This window comes from Bradyrhizobium sp. USDA3010 (assembly GCF_056429065.1).
On record NZ_JBWJZD010000005.1, the window covers coordinates 78,413 to 94,407 of the forward strand.

Annotated in this window: 16 protein-coding genes and 1 pseudogene; 15 read left to right on the forward strand and 2 right to left on the reverse strand. The window is 62.0% G+C overall.

Annotated elements, in window-relative coordinates; translation table 11 throughout:
• The first annotated feature begins 71 nt into the window (after positions 1 to 71).
• From AC066Y_RS10420 to AC066Y_RS10445, 6 genes are all read left to right on the forward strand, one after another.
• Entirely contained in the window at positions 72 to 794 is a 723-nt protein-coding gene (locus AC066Y_RS10420) for an autoinducer binding domain-containing protein (RefSeq protein ID WP_478273802.1), read from the forward strand.
• Positions 795 to 1,002: 208 nt separating this feature from the next.
• A complete protein-coding gene (locus AC066Y_RS10425; RefSeq protein WP_478273803.1) occupies positions 1,003 to 1,641 on the forward strand; it encodes an acyl-homoserine-lactone synthase in 639 nt (212 codons plus the stop codon).
• Positions 1,642 to 1,795: 154 nt separating this feature from the next.
• Positions 1,796 to 2,242 (forward strand): cysteine hydrolase family protein, encoded by a 447-nt coding sequence (locus AC066Y_RS10430; protein WP_478273804.1) that lies wholly within the window; start codon positions 1,796 to 1,798, stop codon positions 2,240 to 2,242.
• Between the two features lie 362 nt (positions 2,243 to 2,604).
• Positions 2,605 to 2,751: a hypothetical protein gene (locus AC066Y_RS10435; protein ID WP_478273805.1), complete on the forward strand. Its 147-nt coding sequence runs from the start codon at positions 2,605 to 2,607 to the stop codon at positions 2,749 to 2,751.
• A 72-nt stretch (positions 2,752 to 2,823) separates the two neighbouring features.
• Positions 2,824 to 3,084 carry a thermonuclease family protein gene (locus tag AC066Y_RS10440; RefSeq protein ID WP_478273806.1) on the forward strand — a complete coding sequence of 87 codons (261 nt, stop codon included), beginning with the start codon at positions 2,824 to 2,826 and terminating at the stop codon, positions 3,082 to 3,084.
• A gap of 23 nt (positions 3,085 to 3,107) precedes the next feature.
• Positions 3,108 to 3,524 carry a thermonuclease family protein gene (locus AC066Y_RS10445; protein WP_478273986.1) on the forward strand — a complete coding sequence of 139 codons (417 nt, stop codon included), beginning with the start codon at positions 3,108 to 3,110 and terminating at the stop codon, positions 3,522 to 3,524.
• Between the two features lie 106 nt (positions 3,525 to 3,630).
• Here AC066Y_RS10445 and AC066Y_RS10450 read toward each other — a convergent pair whose 3' ends face one another.
• The gene (locus AC066Y_RS10450) at positions 3,631 to 3,756 is read right to left on the reverse strand and encodes a hypothetical protein (RefSeq protein ID WP_478273807.1); all 126 of its coding nucleotides are present in this window, start codon (positions 3,754 to 3,756) and stop codon (positions 3,631 to 3,633) included.
• A gap of 302 nt (positions 3,757 to 4,058) precedes the next feature.
• On the opposite strand from AC066Y_RS10450, the gene AC066Y_RS10455 reads away from it, so the two are divergent.
• From AC066Y_RS10455 to AC066Y_RS10470, 4 genes are all read left to right on the forward strand, one after another.
• Entirely contained in the window at positions 4,059 to 4,868 is an 810-nt protein-coding gene (locus AC066Y_RS10455) for a DNA -binding domain-containing protein (RefSeq protein WP_478273987.1), read from the forward strand.
• A 159-nt stretch (positions 4,869 to 5,027) separates the two neighbouring features.
• Positions 5,028 to 5,246 carry a helix-turn-helix domain-containing protein gene (locus AC066Y_RS10460; protein WP_420970826.1) on the forward strand — a complete coding sequence of 73 codons (219 nt, stop codon included), beginning with the start codon at positions 5,028 to 5,030 and terminating at the stop codon, positions 5,244 to 5,246.
• A complete protein-coding gene (locus AC066Y_RS10465) occupies positions 5,236 to 5,775 on the forward strand; it encodes a S26 family signal peptidase (RefSeq protein WP_478273808.1) in 540 nt (179 codons plus the stop codon). The genes AC066Y_RS10460 and AC066Y_RS10465 overlap by 11 nt, the downstream gene beginning before the upstream one ends.
• 671 nt (positions 5,776 to 6,446) lie before the next feature.
• Positions 6,447 to 6,758 carry a DUF736 domain-containing protein gene (locus tag AC066Y_RS10470; protein ID WP_478273988.1) on the forward strand — a complete coding sequence of 104 codons (312 nt, stop codon included), beginning with the start codon at positions 6,447 to 6,449 and terminating at the stop codon, positions 6,756 to 6,758.
• 906 nt (positions 6,759 to 7,664) lie between these two features.
• On the opposite strand, the pseudogene AC066Y_RS10475 reads toward AC066Y_RS10470, so the two are convergent.
• Positions 7,665 to 8,031: pseudogene (locus tag AC066Y_RS10475) on the reverse strand (IS66 family transposase); the annotation flags it as partial.
• 456 nt (positions 8,032 to 8,487) lie between these two features.
• Here AC066Y_RS10475 and AC066Y_RS10480 point away from each other — a divergent pair.
• The 5 genes from AC066Y_RS10480 (at position 8,488) to AC066Y_RS10500 (ending at position 15,992) form a co-directional block, all read left to right on the forward strand.
• On the forward strand, positions 8,488 to 9,552 hold the full coding sequence (locus AC066Y_RS10480) for an IS110 family RNA-guided transposase (protein WP_478273809.1): 1,065 nt from the start codon (positions 8,488 to 8,490) through the stop codon (positions 9,550 to 9,552).
• Between the two features lie 317 nt (positions 9,553 to 9,869).
• Positions 9,870 to 12,098: a relaxase/mobilization nuclease RlxS gene (rlxS, locus tag AC066Y_RS10485; RefSeq protein ID WP_478273810.1), complete on the forward strand. Its 2,229-nt coding sequence runs from the start codon at positions 9,870 to 9,872 to the stop codon at positions 12,096 to 12,098.
• Positions 12,099 to 12,222: 124 nt separating this feature from the next.
• Complete coding sequence (locus AC066Y_RS10490; protein ID WP_478273811.1) at positions 12,223 to 13,362, forward strand: nucleotidyltransferase family protein; 1,140 nt, start codon at positions 12,223 to 12,225, stop codon at positions 13,360 to 13,362.
• 81 nt (positions 13,363 to 13,443) lie between these two features.
• Positions 13,444 to 13,617, forward strand: coding sequence for a hypothetical protein (locus AC066Y_RS10495; RefSeq protein WP_478273812.1), 174 nt, complete (start codon positions 13,444 to 13,446; stop codon positions 13,615 to 13,617).
• Positions 13,618 to 13,967: 350 nt separating this feature from the next.
• Positions 13,968 to 15,992 carry a conjugal transfer protein TraG gene (locus AC066Y_RS10500; protein ID WP_478273813.1) on the forward strand — a complete coding sequence of 675 codons (2,025 nt, stop codon included), beginning with the start codon at positions 13,968 to 13,970 and terminating at the stop codon, positions 15,990 to 15,992.
• The last annotated feature ends 3 nt before the right edge of the window (positions 15,993 to 15,995 follow it).

The window sequence follows — 15,995 nt, forward strand, 5'->3', positions numbered from 1 at the left end:
CAAGGCCGCTTGCTGCCTACCGGTGGCGTGTCTCGTGTCTCAGCTGGTGACCTGACCGGGCCGGTGACTCAATGATGACAGCGGTGGATCGGTTATTTCAGGAGTTCGTCGATGCCATCTGGACGGTAGACGACGAGCAGGGGTTCGAAAAGGTCGCGCGACGCGTGACCTTGCGGCTGGGATTCCGATGGTTCGCTTATCTGCAGATCACCAACCAAGCACCGATGCTTGTCTCCTCCTATCCGAAGGCGTGGACCGGGCGATACTTCGAACTTGGTTATCAGAGACTCGATCCCGTCGTGCGCCGGGCTCGTTCTGAAAATGAAATGTTCTGCTGGGGTGACGGTGCATCCAAACCCGCCGGAACAAAGCAACAGCGCAGCTTCTTCGATGAGGCGATGACGTTCGGGATCAGGTCTGGCGTCACCGTCCCGATTAGAGGCGGTTACGGACAGATGGCGGCGTTCACCATGGCGACCGACGAACCCGCCGCCTCAACGAGCCGGCTTGTCGCGGGTTCTGAGACTGCCGTTTACCTTGTCGGGCTCTACTTTCATGCCCACGCAGCCGTACGCCTGCGAATGCCCACGCGGGGGAGCGCCACGCTTACCCAGCGCGAGCGTCAATGTCTTGCCTGGGTCGCACGGGGCAAGACCGTCGCGGATATCGCCGTCCTCGTTCAGATTTCACCCCGTACGGTGGTGTTCCATCTGGAGAACGCCCGGCGCAAGCTGGACGCCGCAACGATCGCCCAATGCGTGGGTGAAGCGCTGCGCCGGGGATTATTACCCTGACTTCGCCGCGAGCGTTGGGATCGCGACCCACAATGAAGCAGGCCTCCTCCTCACTTGAGGAAGGGCATCTTCGATTGCTGAAATTGGCCTATTCTTGATAGGGGTAGATCTAGCTTCGCCTGTATCGGCGTTAGACCTGCAAGATTCGACAGGCGCGCGATCCGTCCGCCTCTGGCTTTGTGAATCCTGTTCTCAACAGGAGGTCACCATGCAAGTCGTCGTTCTCCGCCATCATCAGTTCGGGCATCATCTCGATCTGCTTGCCGCAATGTTTCGCCTGCGCCGGCGCGTGTTCAAGGATCGTCTCGATTGGACAGTTTCCGTATCGGGCGAGTTCGAGATCGACGTCTATGACGCCCTTAACCCGACCTATCTGCTGATTGCGACCGAGAGCCGGGACGTCGTGGCATCCGTTCGGCTGCTGCCGACCACGGGGCCCACCATGTTGTCGGATACGTTTCCGTGTCTGCTCGGAGGCCAGCCGGCACCGCGGAACGAGCAGATTCTCGAAAGCTCGCGGTTTTGCGTCGATACCACCCGCGCTTCGGAGCCGGCGGCGGGCGGGCTCAATCGCACGACGTTCTTGCTGTTTGCGGCCATGATCGAGGGCATGCGAGCGGCCCGAGCGGATGCGATCGCAACCGTCACCGACGTGCGCATGGAGCGCATTCTCAGGCGCGCCGGATGGCCGCTGGAGCGGATCGCACCCGCGCAGCGAATCGGCCAAACCATGGCGCTAGCGGGTTTCCTGCGGAATTCCGATGCTGCGCTAGCCGCGATGTACCGACATGCAGCCGTCGAAGGCCCCGTGCTTCGGGAAGGGCCCCTGCCTCTCGCGGCCGCCTGACTACGGCTTTCCGTCATCTATCGGCGATCCGGTCCATTCTCAAATCGAAGCGATGCTGGCAGATCCACGGCAAAGTCGTCTGGTCCTGATCAATTCCGGGCTTAGCAAGCCCGGGACAGCGTCGATCGAATGCGCTGATAGCCGGCGGCAGAGCATGGCGCTCCTGCCGGCGGTGTTCGAGGTTTTTGGGGTCGCGGCCGACGTCGTCGGTGAGCACGAACCGTCGTGGGTCAGCCAGTTTCCGGGTCTTGCCACGGTACCCGGGGCTGATCCTCTGGACCTCTGGCGTAATGACAGCTTCATTGCGAGCCTGACATCCACAGCTACGAACGTGCTCTTTGTTGCGGGAGCGTGGCTGGAAGAGGACGTGCTCATCGCCGCGCTCGAGGGTACAAGGCTCGGTTACGACGTGCGAGTGCTTGCGGATCTTTCCCTCATCCGCCGGGAGCGCGAGCGGCTGGTTGTTCTTGGTCGCCTGGCGCTGCACGGAATTCTGACGACGACGATTCGCCAGACCATGTTTGAATGGGCGGCTTGCCTTCATTGTCCGAGCGCAATAGGGAAAGTGCGGCAGCTTCTGGACAGTCCGGAAAGCGAGTGATCCTGAGCGCGTCCGATCACAGATGGCGTGATTGACACGCGACTTGATCAAAACGGTCGCACCCGTTCCCAACCTCTCGACCTAGATCCCATCGCGGCCGCGGCGAAGAGCTGAGCGTGCCCGATCACGTCCCGCGAAGAGCCTGCATGCTCCCAGCTGCTGGGAGGGCGCTAAGCATTTGCTTATTGGCGACTGAGCCTGCCGATTCGACTTCGGTAGGCCCCCACCGCAGTCGTTCGGCGGGAGTCCCCGAGTCGTGAATCAAACCCTAACGCCGCGAGAAATAAGCTTGCGGCGCCCGCGCAGCGACTCAGACTATGAGTCCGGCTCGATCCACGGAAGGAACTGGACGGAGCCGGCCCATGCCAAATGCATTCAGCATCTTTGTTGACGGCAGCGCCATGGTGAAGCGGTGCGTTGCGCAGTTTGTGGTCGGGGGCGCGACGCTGACCGCGATGCTCGTGATGCTGGTGCAGGTTGTTTCCTCGCTGACGGTTGGTGGGCCGTAGGCCGCGGCGGGGACATGTGGAAAACCGGCCATCCGAGAAGATCGCGTCAGGGCAGACCCTGCCGGAGCGAGGTTGAACCGGGTTTCGAGGCCAAGGCAACTTGCAAGCCGCGCCTTCGCATTGCTCGTCATCGTCGCGACACCGGTCGATCGGGCGCGCGCCGGCGACGTCGCCGGGCAAGCGAGCGTGATTGATGGCGATACCATCGAAATCCATGGCACACGCGTGCGTCTCTACGGGATCGACGCGCCGGAGCACGACCAGCTCTGCCGTGACCGGCGGGGGGCCATTATCGCTGCGGGCAAGTGGCCGCAAACGTATTGGGCGCGTTGATCGGGAGGCAGGCCGTGGCCTGTGTGGAGGTCGACCGCGATCGGTACGGGCGGTCGGTGGCAGTCTGCAGCGTCGGCAAGGTTGATCTTGCCGACTGGCTGGTGCGCGGCGGCTTTGCGATCGACTGGCCGCGCTACAGCAAGGGTGACTACGTCGGCCGAAGCCGAGGCGCGCGGCAAGCAAAGCGGCATGTGGAGCGGACGATTCGTCGTGCCCTGGCGCTACCGTCAATGCATCGGCGATGGAGGCCGGCCGAACGCCTGCTCCGTCGAAGGGGCGGCCGGGGGGCGATAGCGCGCAGCCGGCAGAGGCAGAAAAGCGGGGCGGCTGCGCGAGGTCGCTGCCGCAGGAAGAGTCCGGATGACCGGATCATAAGAAACCGGACCCATGTGCATCAATTCAGAGGCTGCTCGAGCCGTGTGCACATGGGGCCGGCCTGATCGTCGCCGCGGCCTCGGAAGGGCATCTTGCGATGCGTCCGGTCTCACCACGCCATGATCGGCGCAATTGGCGATGCCGCGGCGGCGTGAGCGCGGAAAACCGCGCTTACTTCTTCATCTTTTTGGTCTTCTTGGCGACCTTCTTGGTCGCCTTCGCCGTCTTCTTCGCCTTCTTCGCTTTCTTGGCCATGTCGTCCTCGTGGTTTGGTTGGCTCGACGAATGTGCACACACCGTGAACCGGTGCGCGCACCATCAAGCTAATATGAAACTTGCAAGATTGATACCACGTCGGGTTAACGCGTTGCCTTGAGCGTCGCGGACTGATCAGCGATGCGGTGCGCTTCGCTCTGGCTCTGCGGACGCGCCGATGCCGTGATCGGTCGCCGACGACAGCTTGCGGATTCGTCGGCCGCTCAATGGCTGCTCAAGCGTGCCTTGCGTTTGGCTGGTCGAGGCAAGGGGGCCGTCCTCTTGCCGCAATCGGTGGGAACGATCATAAGCGCAACCTCAAGGCGTGGTGGACCCTCTTGAACATGTCGCATCACAAGCGAGCTCGGTGCGGGGGCGGCGAAGTGGCTTCTGGTCGGGCCCGCTTCGACGCGGCCGACTGGGCGTGGGAGTTCCTGAGGCGTAACGCCGACTATGCCGCAGACTGGCGATGCTGCGTTCCGAAGCATCTTCCATGTCTCACGCTGACCGATGGCACGCGGTTGTTGCGGCTGCCCCGCCGGTTCCCGCACGCCGAAAAATGGGGTCTGCTGGCCTTCGCGGATCCTGCGCTCGCCGCGCGCCAGGCGCCGGTGTTGTGGCATGCGCGTGCGTTGAAACGCGTGGTGCGGCTGAGGGCATTGCCGCCGCGCCAGGGCGGCGAGGAACCAACGAATGTGCTCGCCGACTTCAAGGTGGAGCGCCATGCGGTGATCGACGCTGACGGCGTGCCGCTCGTGCTGATGAAGGGCGGGGGTGTTCATGTCGCGGTCGAGCTCCATGGCCTTCCGGTTCTCACCGGCAGGTTCCGACCGGTATTCGAACTCGAAAGCCTGTCGGAGCTTGCGGCCCAGATCGAACTCATGAAGCGCCTGCAGCGCTTCATGGCGAGCGAGACGCCGCCGCCCGAAACCGCTTCGTTGGGCGGCGACGAGCGGCTTCGCCAGGCGCTGCTCGCGCTCGACGAAAGCCTCAGCGGCAAGACCTATCGGCAGATCGCGATCACGATCTTCGGCGCGCAGATGGTCGCCGACGAATGGCAGGGACCGAGCCAGTTTCTGAAAGACCGGACACGGCGGCTGGTTGCCAAGGGCACCGAGCTGATGAGGGGCGGATACCGCGATCTGCTCGGCTGAGCAGGTGGCTTGTCTCTCGCTGGACGTTACCTTCCCGCGCGGGGTGGCAAACCGCCCCGGTTGATCTTCGCCACTCGGATTCCCGCTGCGATCTGACGACGCTTCTCCTCGCATCCCGTGCCTTTGCGCGGGCTCTCGCGAGAAGGAGTGCCGGACAACATGACGAAAATCGAAGACAAGCAGCCTGACAAGCCGTTCCTGAATACGACGGAGGCGGCCGCCTGGCTCAGGCTCACCAAGAACACGCTGGAGAAAATGCGCGTGCAAGGGCGCGGGCCCGCCTACCGGAAGCACGGCCGCTACGTCCGCTATCACATCGAGGACCTCGTGGAATTCTCCCAAGCCAGCAAGCGGAGGTCGACCTCCGATGCGGATTGATCCACGCCGTCGCCTCAAGAGAAACACGATCCTCGCAACGACGTGCGGCGGCATCGTCACGCTTTTCATTGCCTTTGCCGACCGGGCGCCGTGCCTGATCTACAACGCGTCCGGCAGCGCGCCGCTCGGCTTCTACTATCTCGAGCAGCGCCTGCCCGTGAGGGGGGATCTCGCGGTGCTGAGGCCGCCGCCTTCGGTCGAGCTCCTGATCGTCGCGCACGAGATCGCGCCGCCGGCGGTGCCGCTGCTCAAGCAGGTGGTGGCGGTCCGAGGCGATGAGGTCTGCCGCACAAAGGACCCGACGGACGCGATTTCGATGGGCGGAAAGGTCATTGCCGAAGTCCAGGAGAAGGACCACGCAGGCCGGCCATTGCCGTCCTGGGAGGGCTGCATGCGGCTCGTCGACGGGGAGTATTTTCTGCTGCAGCCGCATCCTCTCTCGTTCGATTCCAGGTATTTCGGGCCGGTCCTGCGCTGCGATATTCTGGGCGTCGCGCATCCGCTCTGGACTTGGAATCCGGCTATCTGAATGGCGGTGGACGATGGACGCGCGCCGGCAATGGGCGCGCGCCTTCCAATGTCCTGTGGCGCGCTCTCGGTCAGCGGGCGCTTGTGCAGACCGGGCCGCCCGTTCGGTGGCGCACGGCGCCGGCTCGATCGATGCAAAGTCGCTTCTCCTGATGCAAGCCTTTTCCTCCGATCAGGGGCCGATCCGTCCGACTCAGGCCGTTTGCTGCGGCCGGGCTGGCCGTGTTGCGCGTCTTGTTGCGAAGCAAGGCAAATCAGGCCAGGCGTCTCGTCGAGTCATGATGGCGCGCATCGAGTGCACACTTTGATGTGCAGATGCCGGCATTTTGCCGGATCGGTTTCCGCCGTGTCTCCGTGTGCTGCGCCGGAGCCGGACGCCACGCTAGTTCTGGTCAGTTCCGTCATGGGCTCGCGTCCAACGCGACCTCGATTGGGCTGATCAAGCCCCGGGGGGACGGCAAGGGCCTCGATCGCCTTCCCGCAACGGCTGCGCCTGCTTTTTTCCCCTGCCGCCGAGCGGCGGCATTCCTCGCGAAAGACAAAAAAGCGGGCTTATCGCCGTCCTCCGCTGGCGCTGCGGGCCTTGTGGCTGCGGGCCGATCGCTCCCCGGGCAAGGGATCGCCATCGAGGCTGCGATGGGCGCGGCCCGAGCAAAACAGACGGAGATGAACATGGCAACCATCGGCACTTTCACCGCTTCCGACAACGGCTACACCGGCTCGATCAAGACGCTGACGCTGAACATTAAGGCTAAGCTCGTCGCATCCGAGAAGGACAACGACAAGGCCCCGGACTACCGCATCTTCGCAGGCGCAACCGAGTTCGGCGCCGCCTGGAAGAAGACCGCCCGCGGCAGCGAGCGCGAATATCTCTCGGTCAAGCTCGACGATCCGAGCTTCCCGGCCCCGATCTATGCCTCCCTGGTGAAGGTCGAAGGCGACGAGGGATTCAGCCTGATCTGGTCCCGCCGCAACGGCGACTGATTTGGCGAACCATCAGCCCCGCCTCCTCCGAGGCGGGGCTTTTTTTGTTCGTCGCGCCGGCCTGGAGGAGAGCCGAAGGGCCTCTTTCCGTTGAGGCGAGGTTCGCCGCCGGCCAAAATGCGATCAGCCGGACGGATCTTGGGGCGGCGTCTTGGACTGATCTGCCGGAATTTCGCATCGCGTTGGACTCCAATTTTCGATCGCTGCGCATGCTGCTTCGGCAGTTCGAGCGATCCTGCTACAGCACGAGCAGGAAGGGCCCCCGAGCCCGAACTGCTGTTCGTCCGATCGATGAAACGCAACCCCTCGTGTCATTTGCTCCCTCGGCCAAGTGGCATTTTGAGCAAAGCAAGAGCCGCTAGGGCTTAAGGCGGTATGCGTCAGGGGGCTGCACATGACGTCGGGCCTTGATGAGCTTGGCGGTCTTGAGCGGCAAACAGCCGACTCGGGGAGCTCCTGCAATAGGCGAGGCCTCTCCACGCGGCCGCGTTTGCGATGTCCGTCATTCGGCCCTTAGTGCCCGGTACCATCCAGCATGTCGGTGAACCGCTTCTTCGCCAATTCCTTATTTTTCATGCCGCACTCGAAGCAGATATTTTCGTGGTTTGGGCCGTAAGGCCGAAGCTCATCCTTCTTTCCGCACAGCTCGCATTTGCCGACGAAGTGAGAGATATCACTGCGGTCTATGATACGTGCGTTCCCACGACGTTCGAACAACTTTGGTTGAGTTCGTTTAGTGACCATTTGATAGCCTCGATATTGTTCGGGCGTTGTCGCCCGTATGGCCCTTCACGGCCGCCAGTGCCTCCAGGATGGCATTTCGCGCTATATTTGGCTAGTGCAGCTGATGCCCGTGGCCGTTGGCATGACGGGCAAGCTGGCAGATCCGTGCGGCGCAGGTTCAAATCACAGGGGCTCTGCGGATTTCCAGTTCCACGGCAGCAGTTCCTCGAGACGGCTCACGGGATGTCCGTCGACTACGCTGCAATACGTCAGGCAGGTAGGCGTAGGGTTCGACGTCGTTGAGCTTGCAGGTCTCGATGAGCGAGCAGGCGACTGCCCAGCGATGTCCGCCGCCATCGCTGCCGGCGAAGAGGTGGTTCTTGCGGCCGAGCGCCACGGGCCTGATCGCACGTTCCACCGGATTTGTGTCGAGTTCAATGCGGCCATCTTGCAGGAAGCGCGTCAGACCTTCCCACCGCCTGAGTGCGTACCGGATCGCTTCATCAAGCGTGCTGCTGCTAGGTACGCGAGAGAGCTGCGTTTCGAGCCAGCTATGAACACGGAGCTCCGCCGCGGCGGACGAGACCTGGTGCAGATCCACGACGACGGAACGCACGTTATCTTGCGTGTGGCCACGCCCCTCAAAGGGCGACTGGACCACGCGATAGTGCCTGTGATGATGCTCCGTCAGACCGATGGAAAGATGCGCCGCGACGGTTATCGGCTGCCTTGTCGCAGCGAATTTACGCCCGTCGACGAGCGCGCAAGAGTGCACGGCGCACCGGGACTCTCGTGGTCGGCGAGGCTTCGTGGCGTCGATGCGAGGACCTTGTCACAGCAGAGAGAGGAAGCGAGAATGGGTGAGATGAAGCGCACGAGACGACTGATTAAGAGGGCTCTTCAAATCGGGCCTCGAGATACCGGTGCACGGGGATAAGACGGTCGTGGCCGAATCCGGAGCCTGGTGCAACGACTTGGAAAGTCGTTGCCATAAGGGAGAGCTCCGATGAAACTGTACGTTGGATTGGACGTTGGCCTTGAAGAAACCAGCGTTTGTATCGTGGATAGCGAGGGTCTCACGGTCCGCGAAGTGAAGGTCAACACTGAGCCAGAGGCGATCCGCTCCGCGTTGGAGGACTACGCGGATCGCCTCGATAGGGTGGGGGTCGAGGCGTCATCGCTAGGTATCTGGCTGTATCGCGAACTACAGGCAGCCGGGCTTCCAATCATTGTCGTGGAAGCGCGCCATATGCGCGTTTCGCTATCGACGATGCGCAACAAAACTGACCGAAACGATGCGCGCGGCATCGCGCAGATGATGCGGTTGGGCTGGTACCGCGCCGTCCATGTCAAGAACATCGAGATGCAGAAAATGCGCCCTCTGCTAGCCAACAGGAAGCTCCTCAAGCGTAAGCTGATCGATCTTGAAAACCACATTCGTGGCACGCTGAGGGCATACGGTCTGATGGTTGGAGCGGTCGGCCGCGGGGGATACGAAGCGCGGGTCCGCGAGCTCATCGAGCACAGCGATCCGGTATTTTCCATGATGATTGAGGCCATGTTGGACGTACGCCGAGCGATCTTCGTGGGTTACGAACGATTGCATAAGGTGCTCCTGCAGGTCGTCCAGCATGACGCGATCTGTCGTCGGTTGATGACCGTACCTGGCGTCGGTCCCGTTGCCGCCCTTTCGTTCAAGGTTGGTGTTGATGACCCTCTTCGGTTTGCACGATCTCGGACAGTAGGCGCCCATTTTGGCCTGACGCCAAGACGACACCAGTCTGGAACGTCCATCGACTACGAGGGCCGAATTACCAAACAGGGCGACGTCGCGGTTCGCGAGGCGCTCGGCGAGGCGGCGGCAAGCCTGCTGCTGCGGGTCAGGAAATGGTCGGCCTTGCGGGCGTGGGGCCTGCGGATCGCCAAACGGTCGAGCATGCTGTGCGCGATTGTCGCGGTCGCACGCAAGCTTGCGAGCATCCTGCATAGGATGTGGGTTAATCAGACCGACTTCCACGTTGGGTTCGGCGCCAAGGTCACACAAAGATTGCGTTTGAAGCCTGCGCAGTAATTGCTGCGGGGACGCAAAAGATTAGCGCTGGTGTTGCAGCCGGCATGTTGAGAAGGAGCAACCATTAGAGATCCGCGCGCGCGGTGAGCGTCCCCTGGCGGGGCCGCGAAACAGGGAATGTCCGCTATCTCTTGCCTGCTGCCATTTTCGTGATGAGAGCGCCAGACTGCTTGGACAGCCCTGTTTACGAACCTGATGAAGAGCATGCGACGGCCGATGTGCTGAACGCGAAGGAACGCATGGACCCCGCCTGGTGAATGCAAGCCGCGGTCGCGGTTTTGGAGAGGTGCGCGTGTTGTTGTTGCAAGGAGTCTGTCATGGCTGAAGTGCAGAAAGGCGAAGAAAAGCGTAGGTGTGGCTTGACTTTGAACGCCCGATTAGGAAGGCAAGATAAAAGCACTGGCGCTACGGAGCGCCCAAGCCGTTGTCTGCACATCCAAGATTTAGCGCTCTCCGGATCTTCGCTGTCGCCAGGTTCGGCCCAACGCAATGCCGAACTTGGGCAATTGCATCTGCGTCTTGGCGAGCGCTCGTCGGCTTCACATATCGGCGTCTTCGCCAAACGCCGGACGCGGGCCATGCGAGAGATCGACGACGAATTCGAAGTGAAGCTTGGACGGATCGGCAACCGCCGGGCGAGGAAGGCGTCCAGCTATCTTCGACGCGTCCGGCAGGAGGCAGCCAAGGCTGGCCCCAGTGCGCGGACGGCCTCGCCGTTCAGCGGCGGCCGCATCGGCCGCGGCGGCGCGCAAGGTGCGGTGCTGGCCGATCGCGGACGAAGCCAGGGCCAACGCCGTGTCGTGGTCAAGGCGCGGATCGTGCGGATCAAGTCCGGCGACCTAGGTGCCGTACGAGCTCACTTGCGATACGTCCAGCGCGACGGTGTCACCCGCGAGAGCGAGCCGGGGGAGCTATACGACGCCAGCAATGACCGCGCCGACGGAAAGTCCTTCACGGAGCGCAGCGCCAGCGATCGCCACCAGTTCCGGTTTATCGTTGCGCCTGAGGACAGCGCGGAGCTGGCGAACCTGAAACCCTTCGTCCGCGACCTCATGCGGCAGATGGAGCAGGACCTCGGCACCAGGCTCGACTGGGTCGCTGCCGATCATTTCAATACAGGCCATCCCCATACCCACATCGTCCTGCGCGGCAAGGACGGCGAAGGAAACGATCTCGTCATCGCGCGCGACTATATCGCTCATGGCTTTCGCTCGCGGGCGGCGGAGCTCATCACGCGAGAGCTCGGCCCGGAAACGGAAATCGAGGTCGCATGTAAGCTTCAGCAGGAGATCACAGCCGAACGGCTGACGCGGCTCGACCGGAGCATTCTGCGAGATGCTGCCGGAGGAGCTCTTGAGTTGGGTACGCTGTCTGGACAGGAGCCCGCCTGGCAAACGGCGCGAATCGGACGGCTGCGAACCCTGGAGCGGATGGGGTTGGCAGAAGAGGGTGAGCCGGGGCGCTGGCGGATCGACCCTGAGCTCGAGCCAAAGCTCAGGCGCATGGGGGAACGCGGTGACATCATCAAGACCATGCACCGCGAGATGGCCGCGGCAGGATTTACGCGGGCGGCCGGCAACTACGCAATCTTCGATCCGGAACGAAGCGATCGTCGTCTGGTCGGTCGGGTCATTGGCGAGGGCTTTGCCGATGAGCTGACGGAGCGCCGCTATGTCGTGATCGATGGGGTGGACGGGCGGACGCACTATGCGGAGCTTGGTATCCTTCGTGCCAACGAAGAACCGCCTGTCCGGAACACGATTCTGGAGCTCCGGTCGCGCGTCGCTGAGCCGCGCGCAATCGATCGCACGATTGCAGAGATCGCCGCCCACCATGGAGGCATCTACAGCGACCATGCGCATCGAGAATTCGATCCGCAAGCATCAGGCGAATTTGTCAGAACCCACATCCGTCGTCTGGAGGCGATGCGGCGCGAGGGGATGGTAAGCCGTCTTGCCGATGGCGGTTGGAGCGTGGGGCGGGATTATCTGGACCGGGCGCTTCGATACGAACAACTCCAGCAATCGCGCGCTTCGGTCCGGATCGCGGTGCTGTCGTGGCAGAGGCTGGAGGATCTGCCGCAGGCGGTGGGCGCAACCTGGCTCGATCGCAGGCTCGTTAGCAAGGAGCCCAATGAACTCGCATCGACCGGCTTTGGTGCGGAGGTCGAGACGGCCTTGCGAGCCAGACGACAATGGCTGATCGAGCAGGGGTTGGCGCGAGTGGAAGGCGGTCAGATGCGTTTTGCCAGGAACATGCTCGAGACGCTTGAGGCGCGCGAGCTGGCAAGGACTGCGGCCGACATATCCGCGCGCACCGGCCTTGAACATGTCGACGTCAGAGCCGGCGACAAGATCGAGGGTGTCTACCGGCGCATGCTGGCGCTGAACAGCGGACGGTTCGCCCTGATCGAGCGGTCTTATGAATTCGTACTGGTGCCGTGGCGTCCGGTGCTGGAGCAGGTCCGCGGGCAATTGGTCACCGGCCAGGTCGGCGGGGAGGGGATTTCCTGGTCGATCGGCATGAAGCGCGGATTGGGCCTTTAGAACGTATAAACTACTGATAAATATGGGAGTTATACTATTTTTGCCGAAATAGTATAACGGGCTTGCCCCTGCGCTGAATTGGTTATACTATTTTCGCTAAAATAGTATAACTGGGGTTCCCGGCATGACCTCCGCCCGCCTCGATATCACCTATCAAACGCTATATTCGGAATTGGCCCAGCGTAGCCTCGATGAGAGCTTCACCTCAGAATTTTCCTCGAATGGAAGATTCGTGGCTGTCGAGGTCAAGGACAAGAAATACTGGTACTTCGACACACCCAAGCCAGAGGGGGGCGGCCAGGATCGTCGCTACGTCGGTCCAGTGGACGATCCTGAAATCACCAAGCGGGTCGAGGCATTCAAAGATCTGAAGGCCGACCTGAAGGGACGTCGCCGCCTTGTTTCCACGCTGACCCGCGAGGCCTATCTGCCGCGCCCCTTACCCATGGTTGGCCAAGTCGTGGAGCAACTGGCCAAGGCTGGCTTTTTCCGCATGAGGGGGGTCCTCGTGGGAACAGTGGCCTACCAATGTTACTCCGCCGTGCTCGGCCGACGCCTTGATGCGGTCGCCATGCAGACTGGCGACGCCGATTTTGCGCAATTCCATGAAATCTCGGTCGCGATCAAAGATTCCATGCCTCCGATCCTGGAGGTACTTCGACATGTCGATCCGACTTTTCGCGAGGTTCCGAGCCAGGCCGACGGCAGGGTCTTCACCCAGTTCGTGTCGAGGGACAACTTCAAGGTGGAATTCCTGACGCCGAACCAGTGGTCCGATGATCAAGCAGGCAAGCCAGTTCCGATGCCGGCGCTCGGTGGTGCGGCGGCATTTCCGCTGCGCTTTCTCGATTACCTGATTTACGAGCCCATCCGTGCCGTGCTGCTGCACGGTGCAGGCGTGCCGGCTCTCATTCCATCTCCAGAGCGATATGCCATCCACAAGCTGATCGTCGGATCCCGCCGGAAGCAAGACCGCGACGGGACGGCCAAGAGCGCGAAGGATCGACTTCAAGCCAGATCGATCATTGAAGCAATGATCGAGAACCGGCAGCACGCTGATCTTGCCTCCGTCTTCATGGAGGCATGGGCTCGTGGTGACCAGTGGAGAGCTGCGATCCGCACCAGCATTGCAACCTACGACGATGACTTCCAGTCGTTGCTCCGAACCGAATTTGCGAAGGGTGTATCCGAGTTCGGATCCGATCCAGCTAATTACGATTTGGTAGACAAGTCCGCCGACAAGCCGGCTCCTCCGCCAAAATGACATGTGACGGGCAGGCCAAGTTCTGCCTCGCGTTTCCGCCTTTAACGTCACCTCGACCAGCAGCACAGGCGCGGCGTCAACATGATCGCCTCTGTCACTCAAGTGCTGCCGATGAAGAGCCGATATCGGCATGCCGATCACGTCGACGTCACCGATCATGCTCGGCACCGCGTCTGGCGCAATATGATGGTGGCAGTGATCGGACTGTCCGCGCCTTGCTGGCTTTTGCTTGCCAAACGGCATGTTGATCACTGACCCATTCGACACTTCGCGATGAATACAATTAGATCCAGCTCAGTCTTGCAGAACCACATCGTGGGGCTTCGTGGCCGCACCGACTCGCGCATGGTCGCTACGGTGTTGAGCGCCAATCGCCAAGGTTCAGTGGGTGACATGGCAACGAGATGCTATTTACGCCAAACGTTCACGCGCTGTTGAGGCGTTCGATGACGCTGCACTGATCTTGATCTTCAAGGCCGACGCCTGATTAGACCTGATGAATCTCGCGCTCGCTGACGGCGCGACTTTTTATTTCGATTGAAGGCTCGCCGCATTCGCCGTTTTGATCCCGCCGTTCACGTGGGGTGAGTGAGTGGGGCAGGCGGATGTTTCCAGCAAAAATCTATGTCGGTCAGATCGCCGTCGTGCTCGGCATCGTCGTGGTCTCGACCTGGGGCGCCACGCAATGGACCGCTGCGGCTCTCGGCTATCAGCAGCGCTTGGGTGAGCCCTGGTTTCTGATCGTCGGCTATCGCGTCTATCTTCCCTGGCGGTTGTTCGAATGGTGGTTCGCCTTTGAAGCCTATGCGCCCGAGATCTTCCAGGAGGGCGGAGCCATCGCGGCCGGCGGCGGGATCGCGGGCGCGCTGTTTGCGATCGTCAATTCGGTGTGGCGCGCGCGCCAAAGCCAATTGGTGACCACTTACGGTTCGGCTCGGTGGGCGACCCCAAAGGAAATCAAGGCTGCCGGCCTGTTCGCATCCAAGGGCGTTTTCCTGGGGCGCCTCGAGAACAACTATCTGCGCCACGACGGACCGGAGCACGTCATGTGCTTTGCGCCGACCCGGTCGGGCAAGGGCGTAGGGCTGGTCTTGCCCACATTGCTCTCGTGGACGTCGTCGGCGGTGGTGCACGACATCAAGGGCGAAAACTGGGAATTGACCTCCGGTTGGCGTTCGATCTTCTCGCATTGCCTCCTGTTCAATCCCACGGATTCGCGGAGCGCCCGCTATAATCCGTTGCTCGAGGTGCGCAAAGGGGCGGCCGAGGTCCGCGACGTCCAGAACATCGCCGACATCCTGGTCGACCCCGAAGGTGCGCTGGAACGTCGAACCCATTGGGAAAAGACCAGTCACTCGCTGCTGGTCGGCGTCATTCTTCACGTTCTCTATGCGGAAGAGAAGAAGACGCTCACCCGCGTCACCGAGATCCTGGCCGACCCTGCGCAGTCCTTTGAGAAGACGCTCAGGATCATGCTGGCGACCAATCACCTCGGCACCGAGGCGGAGCCGAAAGTGCACCCCGTCGTCGCCGCGACCGCACGCGAGCTGCTCAACAAGTCCGAAAACGAACGCTCCGGCGTTCTGTCGACCGCCGTGAGCTTTCTCGGCCTCTACCGCGATCCCGTCGTCAGCCGAAACACCGAAAGCTGCGACTGGCGCATCGCCGACCTCGTCAGTGCCGGCAAGCCAGTCACGCTGTACCTCGTCGTTCCGCCGTCGGACATCAGCCGGACCAAGCCGCTGATCAGGTTGATCCTGAACCAGATTGGTCGACGGCTGACAGAGACGCTCAACACCAAGGGTGACCGCAAACTGCGCCAGCTCCTGATGATGCTGGATGAATTTCCTGCGCTCGGCCGGCTCGACTTCTTCGAAAGTACGCTCGCCTTCATGGCCGGCTACGGCATCCGCGCCTATCTGATCGCCCAGTCGCTCAACCAGATCGCAAAGGCCTATGGCGAGAACAACGCGATTCTAGACAATTGCCACGTCCGCATCGCGTTCGCCGCCAATGACGAGCGCACCGCAAAGCGGATATCGGACGCCCTCGGCACCGCGACAGAACTGCGGGCCCAGCGCAACTATGCGGGCCATCGGCTGGCTCCGTGGCTTGGCCATGTCATGGTCAGCCGTCAGGAGACGGCGCGTCCTTTGCTGACGCCAGGCGAAGTGATGCAGTTGCCGCCCGACCAGGCCATCGTGCTGGTGTCCGGCCTTGCACCGGTCCGGGCAATCAAGCTGCGGCACTATGATGACGCAAACTTCGTCAGGCGCCTGCGCAGGCCGCCGTCCTTGACGGGCGACGAGTATCCCGACCGGCCTGCGGCACGCCCTGACAATTGGAGCGGTCAGGTGCGCTCCACCGACCTTCGCCTTGCGACCCTGCCATATCGCGAGCTCATGCAGACAGGCGGCGAAGAGGGCGGTCTCAAGCAACAATTGCCGTTGTTCGATGAGGCGGCACCGGCCGTAAACGACGCTCGCGCCATCGAGGAGCGATTGCTTGACGACGAGTCTGACGTCGCCGCCGACCACAACCAGATGCAGCAATCCGCAGGCGCGTCCGGCGCCGTACGCCGAGCCCATGCCGTCACCCGCGACGATGACGATCTTCTCCCCTCATTCTGAAGA